This window comes from Rhodospirillum centenum SW (assembly GCF_000016185.1).
GTDB classification, from domain to species: domain Bacteria; phylum Pseudomonadota; class Alphaproteobacteria; order Azospirillales; family Azospirillaceae; genus Rhodocista; species Rhodocista centena.
In genome coordinates this window covers 4,303,094-4,316,786 of record NC_011420.2, presented here as the reverse complement: position 1 = coordinate 4,316,786, position 13,693 = coordinate 4,303,094, and the positions used below count along the sequence as shown (strand labels likewise).

The window sequence follows — 13,693 nt, the reverse complement described above, 5'->3', positions numbered from 1 at the left end:
CGGTTAATGGTTGATAAACGGATCAGACGCTTTGATGGAGCCTTGGAATACCGGCCACTTTCCGCATCATGATGATGTCCGAATCGTGAAGCTGTCAGGGTCCGGCCGGCGACGGGAGGAATGATGTCCACCTATCTTGCCAATCTGAGTTTCATCCGGAAACTGATCATCGGCTTTTCGGCCGTCATCGCCGTGGCCGTCCTGTCCGGCCTGTTCACCTGGCGGGCTGCGGACACCATCGAGCGCGCAGGCCGGTGGACGACCCATACCTATGCGGTCCTGGATGCCATGGACGCGATCCTGTCCGCCATGGTGAACCAGGAGACCGGGCTGCGGGGCTTCCTTCTGACCGGGAAGGAGGAGTTTCTCGCGCCCTATACCGCCGGGGAATCCGAATTCCAGACCGCGTTCACGGAGGCCAAGAGGCTGACCGCGGACAATCCCGCGCAGCAGGCCCGGCTGGACGCCCTGATGGAAGAGGTCCGCTCCTGGCGGAGCGAGATCGCCGAGCGGGAGATCGTGCTGATGCGCAATCCCGCGACGCAGGAGCAGGCGCGGTCCCTGGAGTCCTCCGGCGCAGGGAAGCGGTACATGGACGCCATCCGTGCCAAGGTGGCAGAGGTCGAACAGGCGGAGCGGCAGCTCCTGGGCGTGCGGGCGGCGGAGCAGGAGGCGGCGCTCGCTTCCCTGCGATGGACCGTGGTGTTGAGCGTGCTGGGGGGCGCCCTCGTCGCGGCCCTGATGGGCGGGCTGCTGTCCCGGCTGATCGCCACCCCGGTGGCCGCGATGACACAGGTGATGGGACGGCTGGCCCAGGGCGACCGGAGCATTGCCGTCGCCGGCACCGACCGCCGCGACGAGATCGGGTCCATGGCCCGCGCCATCGAGGTGTTCAAACGCAATGCCATCGAGGCCGCCCGGCTGACCACGGAGCAGGAGGCGGAACGCAAGTCCAAGGAGGAGCGCGCCACCCGGATCGACGGGCTGCTCCGCCAGTTCCAGCAGACGGCCCAGACCGTGGTCGATGCCGTTTCCGCCGCCGCAGGAGACTTGCAGGAAACGGCTACGGCCATGACCGGCACGGCGCGGTCCACGGCGGAACGGGCGGGGACGGTGGCCGCCGCCTCGAAGCAGGCCTCCTCCAACGTCCAGACCGTGGCGGCGGCGACCGAGGAACTGACCGCCTCGATCCAGGAGATCGGCCGGCAGGTGTCCAGTTCCACCCGGATCGCCGGGGACGCGGTCACCGAGGCCGAGCGGATGACCACGCAGATCCAGCAGCTTGTCGCCGCCTCGGTCCAGATCGGCCAGGTGGTGGAGCTGATCTCCAGCATCGCGGGCCAGACGAACCTGCTGGCGCTGAACGCCACCATCGAGGCCGCCCGCGCGGGCGATGCCGGCAAGGGCTTCGCCGTCGTCGCCAGCGAGGTCAAGGCGCTGGCCACCCAGACCTCGCGCGCCACGGAGGACATCCAGGCCAAGGTCGCCGAAATCCAGCAGGCGACCGGATCGGCACAGACGGCCATCGTCGGCATCGGGCAGACCATCCGGCGCATGAGCGAGATCGCCGCGGCGATCGCCGCCGCGGTGGAGGAACAGACCGCCGCGACCCGCGACATCGCCCGGAACGTGCAGGAAGCCGCCCGCGGCACCGAGGAGGTCAGCGCGACCATCGCCGGTGTCAACGAGGTGGCGGCGGAGGCGGGCGGCATGGCGACCCGGATGCTGGACGCCTCCGAAGGTCTGACACGGCAGTCCGGAGTCCTGCGCAGCGAGGTCGCGGGCTTCCTCGACGCCGTGCGGGCCGCCTGAGGACCCGGCGGTCTTCAGTCCGGCGGGGGTCCGCCCACCCGCGCGGCCAGATCCTCCAGGCCGGCATCGCGGATGCCGAGGTCGCGCAGGTGGGCGACGAGGCTGAGCAGGTAGTCGGCGCTGCGGCCGGACTGGCCCACGCCCTGGCGCACCAGCGTCTCCAGCCCCTCCGGCCCGAGCCGGCCGCAGTACTGCGGGTGCGTCCGGTCCACGGTGAAGACCAGCGCCGGGGCGCTGCCGCCCCCTGCCGTCCGCACGGCCAGCCGGCGGGGGCGGTAGACGCGGTTCACCATCTCCCGCTCCCAGAGATAGGCCAGCGTCTCCTCGACCCGGTCCGCGGCGACACGGTAGACGATGCCGCGGCAGGAACCGCCGCGGTCCAGGCCCAGCACGGCGCCCGGCCGCTCCGGCGTGCCGCGGTGGCGCCAGGACAGCACGCAGAAGGAGCGGTGCCAGCCGCGCAGCAGGGCCCCGCGCCGCTCCAGGTGCGGGAAGCCGGGATTCCACATCAGCGAGCCGTAGGCGAAGACCCAGAGGTCGCTGCCGGCCGGGTGGCCGAACTCGGCATGCGGGGCGGGAACGGTCGGCGGGGCGGTCTCCATGATCCCCAACCCCTAGCATCCCGGCGCGGGAAGCCCAAGACCCGACGTCCAGGGGATGCTGCCCCACCGGCACCAGCCTTCAGCTCCCGTCGGATGCCGAAGGCACCGGATCATCGGTGATGGCTCTGGGAGACGGGACCACGGGAATCGCATTAGGGAAAGTTTTGTAGCGCGGTGTTGGGAAATGGATTCTGTATGTCGGCCCTGATCTATGGGAGGGGTCGATGGCTGGAATTTTTCGGATTTCGTTTCAAGGTCTTCCCGATCCGCGGACAGGGAATGCGCGGCGTCACGCTCTTCTGGATGTTCTGACGATTGCGTTGACGGCGTCGATCTGCGGGGCGGAAAGCTGCGTGGACTTTGCGACCTTCGCGCGGGACCGGCGGGCCTTGTTCGAGGAGTTCCTCGAGCTTCCCGGCGGGCTGCCCAGCCACGACACGTTTTCACGGGTATTCCGGCTTCTGGACCCGGTGGCGTTTTCCCGCTGTTTCCAGCAGTTCCTTGATCATCTGGGGGAGGATGGGGCCGGGGTCCTGGCCATTGACGGCAAGACGCTACGGCGCTCCTTCGACCGGGCGGCGGGGCGTTCGGCTCTACATGTGGTGAGCGCGTTTGCGTCCGGCGCGCGGATGATCGTGGGGCAGCGGGCGGTGGCCGCGGGCGAGAACGAGATCGTGGCGGCGCGGGCGTTGCTGGAACTGTTCGATCTCAAGGGTGTGCTGGTAACCGGTGACGCTCTGCACGCGCAGGAGCGGACGGCGCAGACCATCCTGGAGCGGGGCGGCGACTGGCTTTTTCCGCTGAAAGACAACCGCCCTGCGCTACGGGCCGAGGTTGAGCGCTACTTCGCGGACCCGGCAACGGTTCTGGCCGTGCCCCATGTCACCACCGATGCCGACCACGGTCGTATCGAGGTGCGCCGCCACTGGGTAAGCCACGACGTGGCCTGGCTCGCCTCCGACCGACGTTTCCCCGACGAGGCCGTACTGCCGGGCCTGAAGATCCTGGGCCTGGTCGAACGCACGGTCACGAGCCCCGACGGCCGCACTACCGCCACCCGAACCCTCTATCTCTCCTCCGCCGCGCTGGAGCCCAAGACGCTCGCCCGCGCCGTCCGCGCCCACTGGAGCATCGAGGCCGCCGTCCATTGGGTGCTCGACACCTCCTTCGACGAAGACCGCGCCCGTAACCGCAAGGACCATGGCCCGGAAAACCTCGCCACACTCCGAAAACTCGCACTCAACGTCGTCCGCTCCGCCAACAACCAGGATTCCATCCGCCTCCGCAGAAAACGCGCCGGATGGTCCGACGACTATGCCCGAACCATCCTCGGGCAAATGCGATAGCCGTGGAGACGGGACGGCCCCGGCTTGCCGCCGCTGCGCGGGGTGTGGCAGAATCGCTGTCCTGATGCGCCGCTCCGGCGCCGCCCCAGCCGGCTTCCTCCCTGAGCCCCCCTCGCCCCAAGGTCCGTGATGCGTCTGCGCCCCGCCGCCGTGGTCCTGGCGTTCATCCTGCTGGTCGTCCTCTCCTACACGGCCTGGTGGGCGTCGGCCGCCTCGGCGTTGCGCGGACAGGTGGAGCGCTGGATCGCCGAGCGCCGGGCCGAGGGGGCGGAGATCGCCTATGACGCCTTGGCGGTCGGGGGCTATCCGCTGCGGCTGGCAGTGACGGCGGAGGCTCTCTCGCTGCGGCGTGCGGACGGCCTGACGGCCACGGCCGGGCGGCTGGAGCTGTATGCCGAGCCCTGGGCGCCCCTGGACCTGCATGCCGAGGCGGCGGAGGGGCTGTCGCTGGCGCTGCCGGCGGCGGGAGCGCGCCCCGCCCTGACTCTCACGGCGCCGCAGGCGGAAGGACAGGCCGGGCTGGCGACCGACGGTCGCGTGCTGACGGCCGAAGTCCGGCTGGAGGCGCCGGTGGTGACGCAGGCCGCGGACGGCGACGGGACCGCCGCCGTGACGGCGGCCTGGGTGGCGCTGGCGCTGGAGCGGCCGGCGGAGCCGCCCGCGGACCACACCGCGACCGGGCTGGACGTGCGCCTGGACCTCTCCTCCCTGACCCTGCCGCAGCCCCCCTCCCCCGCCCTGGGGCCGACCCTCGGTCAGGTGGCGCTGCATCTGCGCGTCACCGGCATGCCGCCGGCGGCCCTGACGGAGCCCGAGGTGCGGCGCTGGAGCAGTGCCGGCGGGACCGTGGAACTGGACGCGCTGACGGCGATCTGGGGGCCGCTCGACCTGAGCGTCACCGCGACCCTGGCCCTGGACGGGAACCTTCAGCCGATCGGCGCCGGCACCCTGCGCACGCCCGAACCGGACCGGCTGGTCGATGCCCTGGCCGCGGCCGGCGACCTGCGCCGGAACCAGGCCGCCATCGCGCGGGCCACCCTGGGCCTGCTGGCCGCCCCCGGCCCGGACGGACGCCGGACCGTGCAGGTCCCGGTGACGGTGCAGGACGGCCGCCTGACCGTCGGCCCGGTGCCGGTGCTGACGCTGCCGCTCGTCGTCTGGCCCGCCGGGTCCTGAGTCCGCCGGCATCCGGGTGGACCGGCCCGCGGCGAGGCGATTGGGCCTGTCCCCCCGGATCATGCCGGCTATACTTCCGTGCAAGGGGGGACCGGGCACCCGCGCGCCGGTCACAGCCCCCACAGGACCGAGCCACAGGCCGAACCACAGGGAGAAAACGCCGTGACATCGTTCAGAACCGGACTCCGCGCCGCCGCCGTGGCGCTGCTGCCGCTCGCCGCCCTGGTGCCGACGGCCGCGGCGCTGGCGCAGCAGGCCCGGCCGGCGCAGGAGCTGATCCCGCGCAAGGACCTGTTCGGCAACCCCAGCCGCACCGCCGCGACCGTCAGCCCGGACGGGAAGTCCATCGCCTTCCTGGCGCCGAAGGACGGGGTGATGAATGTCTGGGTGGCGCCGCTGGCGACGCCCGACAAGGCGAAGCCGCTGACGCAGGAGACGCTGCGCCCGATCCGTTCCTACTTCTGGGCCCCGGATTCGAGCCAGATCCTCTACATCCAGGACAAGGGCGGCGACGAGAACTTCCTGCTCTACGGCGTCGATCTGGCGAAGGGCGAGACGCGCACCCTGACCCCGTTCGAGAAGACGCGGGTCCAGGTGATCGCCATCAGCGAGACGATCAAGGACGCCATCCTGGTTGGCGTGAACAACCGCGATCCGCGCTGGCACGATGTCCACCGCCTGAACCTGAAGACGGGCGAGCTGACCCTGGTCCGCCAGAACGACGGCTATGCCGGCTTCGCCGCGGACGACACGCTGACCCTGCGGCTGGCGACCAAGGCCACGGCCGACGGCGGCTACGCGGTGGAGACGATCGGGCCGGACGGGACGACCGCGCCGTTCCTGACCATCCCGCACGAGGACGGGCTGACCAGCGGCGCGCTGGGCTTCACCACGGACGGGAAGACGCTCTATCTGCGCGACAGCCGCGGCCGCGACACCTCCGCCCTGTTCGCCATGGACATGGCCTCGGGCCGGACGACGCTGGTGGCGGAGAACGCCAAGGCCGACATCGGCGGCCTGATGGCGAATCCGCGCACGGGCGTGGTCGAAGCCTACAGCGCCTATTACGAGACGAACGAGTGGTTCCCGGTCGGCGATGCCCTCAAGGCGGACATCGCGTTCCTGAACGAGAAGGCGGGCGGCGAGTGGTCCGTCACCAGCCGCGACGACGCGGACCGGATCTGGACCGTGGCGGTGGACCGGGTGACGGAGGCGCCGGCCTTCTATCTCTACGACCGTAAGAAGAAGGCCCTGACGCGGCTGTTCACCACCCGGCCGGAGCTGGAGGGCCGGACGCTGGCCACCATGCACCCGGTGCAGATCCCGAGCCGCGACGGGCTGACGCTCGTCTCCTACCTGACGCTGCCGCCGGGATCGGACAAGGACGGCGACGGAAAGCCCGAGACGCCGGTGCCGCTGGTGCTGAGCGTGCATGGCGGCCCCTGGGCGCGTGACGGCTACGGCTACAACGGCACGCACCAGTGGCTGGCCAACCGCGGCTATGCCGTGCTGTCGGTCAATTTCCGCGGCTCCACCGGGTTCGGCAAGGGCTTCGTCAACGCCGGCAACCTGGAATGGGGCCGGAAGATGCACGACGACCTGATCGACGGCGTGGACTGGGCCGTGAAGCAGGGCGTCACCACCGCCGACAAGGTCGCTATCATGGGCGGCTCCTACGGCGGTTACGCCACGCTCTGGGGCATGACCGCGACGCCGGACCGCTTCGCCTGCGGCGTCAGCATCGTCGGTCCGTCCAACCTGATCACCCTGCTGGGGAGCATCCCGCCCTACTGGGCCAGCGTGCGGGAGAACTTCGCCCGCCGCATGGGCGACGACCGCACCGAGGAGGGCCGCGCGCTGCTGACCGAGCGGTCGCCGCTGAGCCATGTGCAGAACATCCGCAAACCCCTGCTGATCGGCCAGGGCGCCAACGATCCGCGCGTGATCCAGCGCGAGTCCGACCAGATCGTGGCGGCGATGAAGGAGAAGGGCATCCCGGTGACCTACGTCCTGTACCCGGACGAGGGCCATGGTTTCGCCCGGCCGCAGAACCGCATCTCCTTCAACGCCGTGACGGAGGCGTTCCTGTCCCGTTGCCTGGGCGGGGCGCACGAGCCGGTGGGCACGGACTTCGACGGGGCCAGCCTGACGGTGCCGGAAGGCGCCCAGGGGGTGCCCGGCGTGGCGGAGGCGCTGGCGGCGAAGAAGTAGCAGGCGGCAACCGGCGGCACCGGGGGCTGTTGGGGCTTTCCCCGACCACAAGCCTGTCCGGTGCCGCCATGCCTGCCTCCGCCCGCCCCGCCGTCTTCGGCGCCCGTCTCATCGGTGCCACCCGCCTCGTCGGCCCCCCCCGTCTTGTCGGTGCCCTCTGGCTCGCGCTCCTACTGCCGGCCACGGGAGCGCGGGCGGGCGAACCCGAAGCGGGGACGTCCGCCGCGCGGGAGCCGGTGGCCTTGGACCGCGGCGAGGCGTCCTTCTACGGCGACGGTTTCCAGGGCCGCAGAACGGCATCGGGCGAGCGCTTCGACCAGGCGAAGCCCACCGCCGCCTCGAAGGATCTGCCGCTGGGAACCCGGGCGGAGGTGACCCACCTGGAGACCGGGCGGTCGGTGGAGGTCACCGTCAACGACCGCGGCCCCTATGTGGAGGGGCGGATCATCGACCTGTCGAAGCAGGCGGCAAAGGCGGTCGGGCTCACGAAGCAGGAGGGCACGGCCCCGGTGGAGGTGGTCGCCCGTCCCTCGGACCAGCCGACGGAGGAACTGAGGCGGAAGGTCCTGGAGGTGGCCAACGGGGACGACGGGGAACAGGCTCCGCCCGCGCCAGCGGCGACCAGGCCTTGAGGATCACGCCTGCCGGGCGTCGATGATGCCGCGGCGGATGTCGCGGGTGCGGGTGAACAGGTGCTCCAGCGTCTCCGCCTCACCCCAGCGGATGGCCCGTTGCAGCGCGGTCAGATCCTCGGTGAAGCGCTGGATGATCTCCAGCACCGCTTCGCGGTTGTTCAGGAAGATGTCGCGCCACATCACCGGGTCGCTGGCGGCGATGCGGGTGAAGTCGCGGAAGCCCGAGGCGGAGAAGCGGATCACCTCCGACTTCAGGTGCTCCTCCAGGTCGGTCGCCGTGCCGACGATGGTGTAGGCGATCAGGTGCGGCAGGTGGCTGGTGATGGCGAGAACGCGGTCATGGTGGCCGGGCTCCATCACCTCGATCATCGAGCCGGCCCGGCGCCACAGCTCCACCACCTTCTCCACCGCGGCGGGATCGGTGCCCGGCGGCGGTGTCAGGATGCACCAGCGCCCGCGGAACAGGTCCGCGAAGCCGGCGTCCGGCCCGGAATGCTCGGTGCCGGCGATGGGATGGCCGGGGACGAAATGAACCCCGTCGGGCACCTGCGGGGCGACATCACGGATCACCGCCTGCTTGACCGAGCCGACATCGGTGAGGATGGCGCCCGGCTTCAGATGCGGGCCGATGGCGGCGGCAAGGTCGGCACAGGCGCCGATCGGCACGGCCAGGATCACGAGGTCAGCCCCCGCCACCGCGCAGGCCGGGTCCGTCTCCGCCCGGTCGGCCAGCCCCAGCTCCAGCACCCGGGCGCAGACCGCCGCGCTGCGGTCGGCCGCCACCAGCTCCCCCGCCAGGGTCGGGTCGGCGCGCAGCACGCGGGCGAGCGATGACCCGATCAGGCCGAGCCCGATGACGGCGACGCGGGGAAACAGCGGCGGGGCGGTCATGGCATCATCCCTTCAGCCAGTCGCCCAGGGCGTCCGCCACCTCTTCCATCTCCGCGGGCAGGCCCATGGTGATGCGCAGGCAGTCCGGCAGGCCATAGGCGCCCATCTGGCGCACCAGGATGCCGCGCGCCTTGAGGAACTGCCGCGCCTCCTCCGCCGGGCGGCCGGTGGCGGCGAAGTCCACCAGCACGAAGTTGCAGACGGAGGGATGCACCACCAGCCCCAGCGCCCGCACCCGGCCGGTGAAGGCGGTCCGGCTCTGCTCGTTCAGCGCCCGGCTGCGCTCCTGGAACTCCAGATCCTCCAGCGCCGCGACGCCGGCCGCCTGGGCGGCGACGCTGACATTGAAGGGGCTGCGGACACGGTGCAGCGCATCCGCCACGGCGGGCGGGCAGTAGGCCCAGCCCAGGCGCATGCCGCCCAGCCCGAACAGCTTCGAGAAGGTGCGGGTCATCACGACATTGTCGAAACGGGCCACCAGGGCGGTGCCGTCGGCATAGTCGTTGGCGGTGACGTACTCGGCATAGGCCGCGTCGATCACCAGCAGGACATGCGGCGGCAGGCCGGCGTGCAGGCGCGCCAGCGCGTCGGCCGGCAGATAGCTGCCGGTCGGGTTGTTCGGGTTGGCGACATAGACGATGCGGGTCCGCTCGCTGACCCGGGCCAGCAGGGCGTCCACGTCGGTGGTCAGGTTCCGCTCCGGTGCGGCCACCGGCGTCGCCCCGGCGGCGCGGGCGGCGATCGGGTAGACCAGGAAGCCGTGCCGGCTGTAGAGCACCTCCCCGCCCGGGCCGGCATAGGCCTGGGCCAGCAGGTGCAGCACCTCGTCCGAGCCGTTGAAGCAGAGCACCCGCGCCGGATCGAGGCCGAAACGGTGGCCGATGGCCTCCCGCAGCCGGGTCGAGCCGCCGTCGGGATAGCGGTGGATCTCCGGCCCGACGGCACGGAACGCCTCCACCGCGCGGGGGCTGGGCCCCAGCGCCCCCTCGTTGGAGGCAAGGCGCAGCAGCCGCGTCACGCCGGGGGCGGAATGCTCCCCGCCGACATAGGGGGCGATGTCGAGGATTCCGGGGTTGGGGATCGGACCGCTCATGCCAGCTCGCAGGGCTTCGGGACGGGGACTGCCGGGGCCGGGGATACCGGGGCCGCCGGACGATACCGGGACAGCCCCGCCACCGGGGCGTTCCGGAGACGGCGCCCCGCTCAGCCGCGGCGGGCGAGGCCGATGGGGGTGGCGTAGGTGCCGATCGGCAGCAGCCGCACCAGCGCCTCCCCCAGCCGCTGGTACAGCGCGGCAAGGCGGGGATCGTCGGGACCGACGAACGCCTCCACCTCCGTCAGGTGGACCGACCCGGCACCGCCGGGAAGGTGGAAGGTGCGGAGCTGCAACGGCGGCAGGCCCGCCGCCTCCAGGCTGTCCTTGAGGCGGCCGCGGCTCATGTCCTCGCGCAGCTCGATGCCCAGCAGGGTGCGGTCGTCGCCCGTCTCCTCCAGCGGCAGGGCGGCGATGGCCATGGCCTCCACCTCCTCGCGGCCGGCGCGGGCCAGGAAGGGCAGGCGCGCGATGATGCGCGGTGACTTGGCGTCCGCCGTGAACAGGTAGCGCCACCAGGGATCGGGATCGTCGTCCTCCGGCCAGGGCAGCACGCCCACGGTGGCCGACCCTTCCGCCACGAGGCGGAGCACGGCGAGGCTGCTGTTGGCCGCCTGCATCGGGGTGGCGCTGCCGTAATGGTCGCGCGCCAGATCCCAGAAGCCGCGCTGGTCGTCCGGGGCATAGACCGCGACGGCGAAGGGACCCTGCAGACGGGTCAGGGCCGAGATCATCTCCCGCCACATGCGGGACAGGGCTGCCGGAGGGAAAGCGCCCTGGTGGCGGTCCATCAGGTTGCGCAGGATCTCCGCCTCCCGCGCCGGACGCAGGGCCGGGCGGCCGGGCGGCTTGACGGCGCCGATCTGCTCCACCAGCGCCGTCCGGCGCATCACCAGATCGTGGAGGGCTGCGTCGATCTCGTCGATCTCGCTGCGCAACTCGTTCAGCGTCTGGGAAACGGGGACCATAGAATGCCGGGAGCGAAGCGTGCAGGGAGGTCTAGTGTTAGTCGGCCCCCGGCCCAAAATCAAAGAAAACATTGACAGCCCATACCCCCCTCCCTAGCTGTAGCCATCCAACGAAACGGCCGAAACCGCCCCGCCGGGCTTTCCCCATGACCCTGCCCTCCGTCCAGCCGTCCGCCGCCCCGCCGGCCAGCCTTGAGCTGCCCGGACACCGGCTCCTGCTGGGCACGGCGGAACCGATGCCGCTGGACAACGGCGGCACGCTGGGTCCCTTCCATCTGGCCTATCAGACCTACGGCACGCTGAACGCTGACCGTTCGAACGCGGTTCTGGTCTGTCATGCGCTGACCGGCGACCAGTACGTGGCGGAGCGCCACCCGATCACCGGCAAGCCGGGGTGGTGGGAGCTGATGGTCGGCCCCGGGCGGCCGATCGACACCGACCGCTACTTCGTGATCTGCTCCAACGTCATCGGCGGCTGCATGGGCAGCGAGGGACCGAAGGAGACCGACCCGGCGACGGGACGCCCCTGGGGCCTGTCCTTCCCGGTCGTAACCATCGCGGACATGGTGCGGGCGCAGAAGCTGCTGATCGACCATCTGGGGATCGACCGGCTGTTCTGCGTCATCGGCGGGTCCATGGGCGGGATGCAGGTGCTGGAGTGGGCCGCGACCTATCCCGAGCGGGTCTTCGCCGCGGTGCCGATCGCCACGGCGGCCCGGCATTCGGCCCAGAACATCGCCTTCCACGAGGTCGGCCGGCAGTCGATCATGGCCGATCCGGACTGGCACGGCGGCGACTATCTGAACCGCGGCACGCGGCCGAAGCGGGGGCTGGCGGTGGCGCGCATGGCGGCGCACATCACCTATCTGTCGGAGCCGGCGCTGCACCGCAAGTTCGGCCGCAACCTCCAGGACCGCAGCCGCATCAGCTTCGGCTTCGACGCCGACTTCCAGGTGGAGAGCTATCTGCGCCACCAGGGCATCAGCTTCGTCGAGCGGTTCGACGCCAACTCTTACCTCTACATCACCCGCGCGATGGACTATTTCGACCTCGCGGCGGAGCATGGCGGCGTGCTGGCCAACGCCTTCCGCACGCCGGGACCGAAGGGCGGCACCGCCACGCCGGTCCGCTTCTGCCTTGTCAGCTTCTCCAGCGACTGGCTGTTCCCGACCTGCGAGAGCCGGGCCGTGGTGCATGCGCTGAACGCCGTCGCAGCCAATGTCAGCTTCGTCGAGATCGAGAGCGACAAGGGCCACGACGCCTTCCTGCTGGACGAGCCGGAATTCTACCAGGTGGTGCGCGGCTTCCTGGAGGGCTGCGCCGAACACCGCGGGCTGCCGCGGACGGGGAGCTGAGATGGCGGACGGCAGCCGCTTCAGCGCCGGCCGGCCGGCCGCGTCGCGCGGACCTGAACCGCAGGGTCCGGACAGGCGGGCGCCGGAGACGGGCGCGGCCTCGGCCCGGAGTGCGGGCCGCATCCGCGCCGACCTGCGCCGCATCGCCGACTGGGTGGAGCCCGGCGCGCGGGTGCTGGACGTGGGCTGCGGCGACGGCGAGCTGCTGGGCTATCTGGTGCGGGAGAAGGGCGTGGACGGCCGCGGGCTGGAGCTGTCCATGGACGGGGTGCGCGCCGGCGTCGCCCGCGGCCTGCCGATCATCCAGGGCGACGCCGACACCGACCTGAAGGACTATCCCAGCGACAGCTTCGATTATGTGATCCTGTCGCAGACCCTGCAGGCCATGCGCCGCCCGCGCGAGGTGCTGGACCATCTGGTCCGCATCGGCCGGCACGCCATCGTCTCCGTCCCCAACTTCGCCTACTGGCGGGTGCGGCTCTACCTGATGTTCCGCGGCCGCATGCCGGTGACGGAGACGCTGGGCCATGCCTGGTGGGACACGCCCAACATCCATTTCTGCACCATCGCGGACTTCATCGACCTCTGCCGCGGCCTGGATGTCGTGATCGAGCACGGTGAGATCCTGGGGGCGAAGGGACGCCCGATCCCGGCGGCACCGGACAGCCTGACCTCCAACCTGCTGGGCGAACAGGCCGTCTTCCTGCTGCGCCGGGGCTGACCCGACCCGGTGACGGGCCGGGAGTGCATGGCGACGGACGCCCGTCCGGCGGAAAGGGGCGGAACCGGCCATGCTGGCGGCGCGTTTCCCGCACACACCCCAGAAACGGGACACGCCCCATGCGCAGCCTGCCCACTGCCGCCGTCCTGACGGCCGCGGTCGTCGCCCTGTCCCCGGCCGTCGCCCGGACGGCGCCCCAGGGCGCCCCCCAGGGCGCCCCGACCGAAGACAGGCCGCCCGCCGTGCCGGCAGACCCGCTGCGGCCCGTTCCGGCACCCGCACCGGACGCCGCCACGCTGCCCGTGCCGCCCCCCGACGACCGCCAGGTGCAGGCCCCGCTGACCACCGGGGCGCGAGAGGGCGACATCGCCACCACGACCCCGGTCCCGGTGCAGCCGGGTCCGGACGGAGATGCCCCCGACGACGGTGCCCCCGCCCTGGCCGATGCCCTGCGCACCGCGCCAGCGCAGGGCGATCCCGAGATCGCCCTGACCCCCGGGGCGGCGGCCGGGCTGGCCCGGCTGACGGCGCGCGAGGCCGAGGCCCTGATCGGCCGCACCGCGGTCAGCCGGGAGGGCGAGCGCATCGGCACCGTGCGCGACTTCGTCGTGCAGGGCACGGATGCGCGGATCGAGGCCGTGATCCTGGGCCGCGGCGGCGTGCTGGGCCTGGGCGAAGGGCTGCTGCGGGTGCCGGCGGAGGCGCTGAAGCTGGACCCCGCCGGTGCCGCCGACGGCAAGCGCCCGGTCACCCTGGACCTGCCGGCGGCGGAGGTGGAGAGGATGCCGGGCTTCACCTATGCCGACGGCGCCACCACCCTGTCGGGTCCGCGGCGGTAGCGGGCGGGCAAGAAAAACCCCGCGCCGGGTGGACGGCGCGGGGT

12 protein-coding genes are annotated in these 13,693 nt (G+C 71.5%); 8 read left to right on the top strand and 4 right to left on the bottom strand.

Annotated features, from left to right (window positions below; all coding sequences use genetic code 11):
• Window positions 1–120 precede the first annotated feature (120 nt).
• Entirely contained in the window at window positions 121–1,812 is a 1,692-nt protein-coding gene (locus RC1_RS19580; RefSeq protein ID WP_012569204.1) for a methyl-accepting chemotaxis protein, read from the top strand.
• A gap of 14 nt (window positions 1,813–1,826) precedes the next feature.
• On the opposite strand, the gene RC1_RS19575 is transcribed toward RC1_RS19580, so the two are convergent.
• On the bottom strand, window positions 1,827–2,414 hold the full coding sequence (locus RC1_RS19575; RefSeq protein WP_012569203.1) for a gamma-glutamylcyclotransferase: 588 nt from the start codon (window positions 2,412–2,414) through the stop codon (window positions 1,827–1,829).
• A 224-nt stretch (window positions 2,415–2,638) separates the two neighbouring features.
• On the opposite strand from RC1_RS19575, the gene RC1_RS19570 reads away from it, so the two are divergent.
• The 4 genes from RC1_RS19570 (at window position 2,639) to RC1_RS21055 (ending at window position 7,779) form a co-directional block, all read left to right on the top strand.
• Window positions 2,639–3,760 carry an ISAs1 family transposase gene (locus RC1_RS19570; protein ID WP_012565724.1) on the top strand — a complete coding sequence of 374 codons (1,122 nt, stop codon included), beginning with the start codon at window positions 2,639–2,641 and terminating at the stop codon, window positions 3,758–3,760.
• 129 nt (window positions 3,761–3,889) lie between these two features.
• Window positions 3,890–4,936, top strand: coding sequence for a DUF2125 domain-containing protein (locus RC1_RS19565; protein ID WP_012569201.1), 1,047 nt, complete (start codon window positions 3,890–3,892; stop codon window positions 4,934–4,936).
• A 162-nt stretch (window positions 4,937–5,098) separates the two neighbouring features.
• Window positions 5,099–7,147 carry a S9 family peptidase gene (locus RC1_RS19560; RefSeq protein ID WP_012569200.1) on the top strand — a complete coding sequence of 683 codons (2,049 nt, stop codon included), beginning with the start codon at window positions 5,099–5,101 and terminating at the stop codon, window positions 7,145–7,147.
• Window positions 7,148–7,383: 236 nt separating this feature from the next.
• Window positions 7,384–7,779 carry a septal ring lytic transglycosylase RlpA family protein gene (locus tag RC1_RS21055; RefSeq protein ID WP_202795553.1) on the top strand — a complete coding sequence of 132 codons (396 nt, stop codon included), beginning with the start codon at window positions 7,384–7,386 and terminating at the stop codon, window positions 7,777–7,779.
• A gap of 3 nt (window positions 7,780–7,782) precedes the next feature.
• Here RC1_RS21055 and RC1_RS19550 read toward each other — a convergent pair whose 3' ends face one another.
• The 3 genes from RC1_RS19550 to RC1_RS22590 all read right to left on the bottom strand — a co-directional run bounded on the left by RC1_RS19550 (window position 7,783) and on the right by RC1_RS22590 (window position 10,734).
• On the bottom strand, window positions 7,783–8,673 hold the full coding sequence (locus RC1_RS19550; protein ID WP_012569198.1) for a prephenate/arogenate dehydrogenase family protein: 891 nt from the start codon (window positions 8,671–8,673) through the stop codon (window positions 7,783–7,785).
• Between the two features lie 4 nt (window positions 8,674–8,677).
• Window positions 8,678–9,766, bottom strand: coding sequence for a histidinol-phosphate transaminase (gene hisC / locus RC1_RS19545; RefSeq protein WP_012569197.1), 1,089 nt, complete (start codon window positions 9,764–9,766; stop codon window positions 8,678–8,680).
• 110 nt (window positions 9,767–9,876) lie between these two features.
• Window positions 9,877–10,734: a chorismate mutase gene (locus RC1_RS22590; protein WP_012569196.1), complete on the bottom strand. Its 858-nt coding sequence runs from the start codon at window positions 10,732–10,734 to the stop codon at window positions 9,877–9,879.
• 146 nt (window positions 10,735–10,880) lie between these two features.
• Between RC1_RS22590 and metX the strand changes: the two genes are divergently transcribed.
• The 3 genes from metX to RC1_RS19525 all read left to right on the top strand — a co-directional run bounded on the left by metX (window position 10,881) and on the right by RC1_RS19525 (window position 13,649).
• On the top strand, window positions 10,881–12,089 hold the full coding sequence (metX, locus tag RC1_RS19535) for a homoserine O-acetyltransferase MetX (RefSeq protein ID WP_012569195.1): 1,209 nt from the start codon (window positions 10,881–10,883) through the stop codon (window positions 12,087–12,089).
• Window position 12,090: 1 nt separating this feature from the next.
• Window positions 12,091–12,810 carry a methionine biosynthesis protein MetW gene (gene metW, locus RC1_RS19530; RefSeq protein WP_012569194.1) on the top strand — a complete coding sequence of 240 codons (720 nt, stop codon included), beginning with the start codon at window positions 12,091–12,093 and terminating at the stop codon, window positions 12,808–12,810.
• Between the two features lie 119 nt (window positions 12,811–12,929).
• On the top strand, window positions 12,930–13,649 hold the full coding sequence (locus tag RC1_RS19525; protein WP_012569193.1) for a PRC-barrel domain-containing protein: 720 nt from the start codon (window positions 12,930–12,932) through the stop codon (window positions 13,647–13,649).
• Window positions 13,650–13,693 lie beyond the last annotated feature (44 nt).

Bases quoted from the DNA above. Each gene is read 5' to 3' on its own strand.
- RC1_RS19525 (WP_012569193.1), top strand. From the start codon at position 12,930: ATGCGCAGCCTGCCCACTGCCGCCGTCCTGACGGCCGCGGTCGTCGCC.
- metX (WP_012569195.1), top strand. From the start codon at position 10,881: ATGACCCTGCCCTCCGTCCAGCCGTCCGCCGCCCCGCCGGCCAGCCTT.
- RC1_RS19550 (WP_012569198.1), bottom strand. From the start codon at position 8,673: ATGACCGCCCCGCCGCTGTTTCCCCGCGTCGCCGTCATCGGGCTCGGC.
- metW (WP_012569194.1), top strand. From the start codon at position 12,091: ATGGCGGACGGCAGCCGCTTCAGCGCCGGCCGGCCGGCCGCGTCGCGC.
- RC1_RS19565 (WP_012569201.1), top strand. From the start codon at position 3,890: ATGCGTCTGCGCCCCGCCGCCGTGGTCCTGGCGTTCATCCTGCTGGTC.
- RC1_RS19570 (WP_012565724.1), top strand. From the start codon at position 2,639: ATGGCTGGAATTTTTCGGATTTCGTTTCAAGGTCTTCCCGATCCGCGG.
- RC1_RS19580 (WP_012569204.1), top strand. From the start codon at position 121: ATGATGTCCACCTATCTTGCCAATCTGAGTTTCATCCGGAAACTGATC.
- RC1_RS19575 (WP_012569203.1), bottom strand. From the start codon at position 2,414: ATGGAGACCGCCCCGCCGACCGTTCCCGCCCCGCATGCCGAGTTCGGC.
- hisC (WP_012569197.1), bottom strand. From the start codon at position 9,766: ATGAGCGGTCCGATCCCCAACCCCGGAATCCTCGACATCGCCCCCTAT.
- RC1_RS22590 (WP_012569196.1), bottom strand. From the start codon at position 10,734: ATGGTCCCCGTTTCCCAGACGCTGAACGAGTTGCGCAGCGAGATCGAC.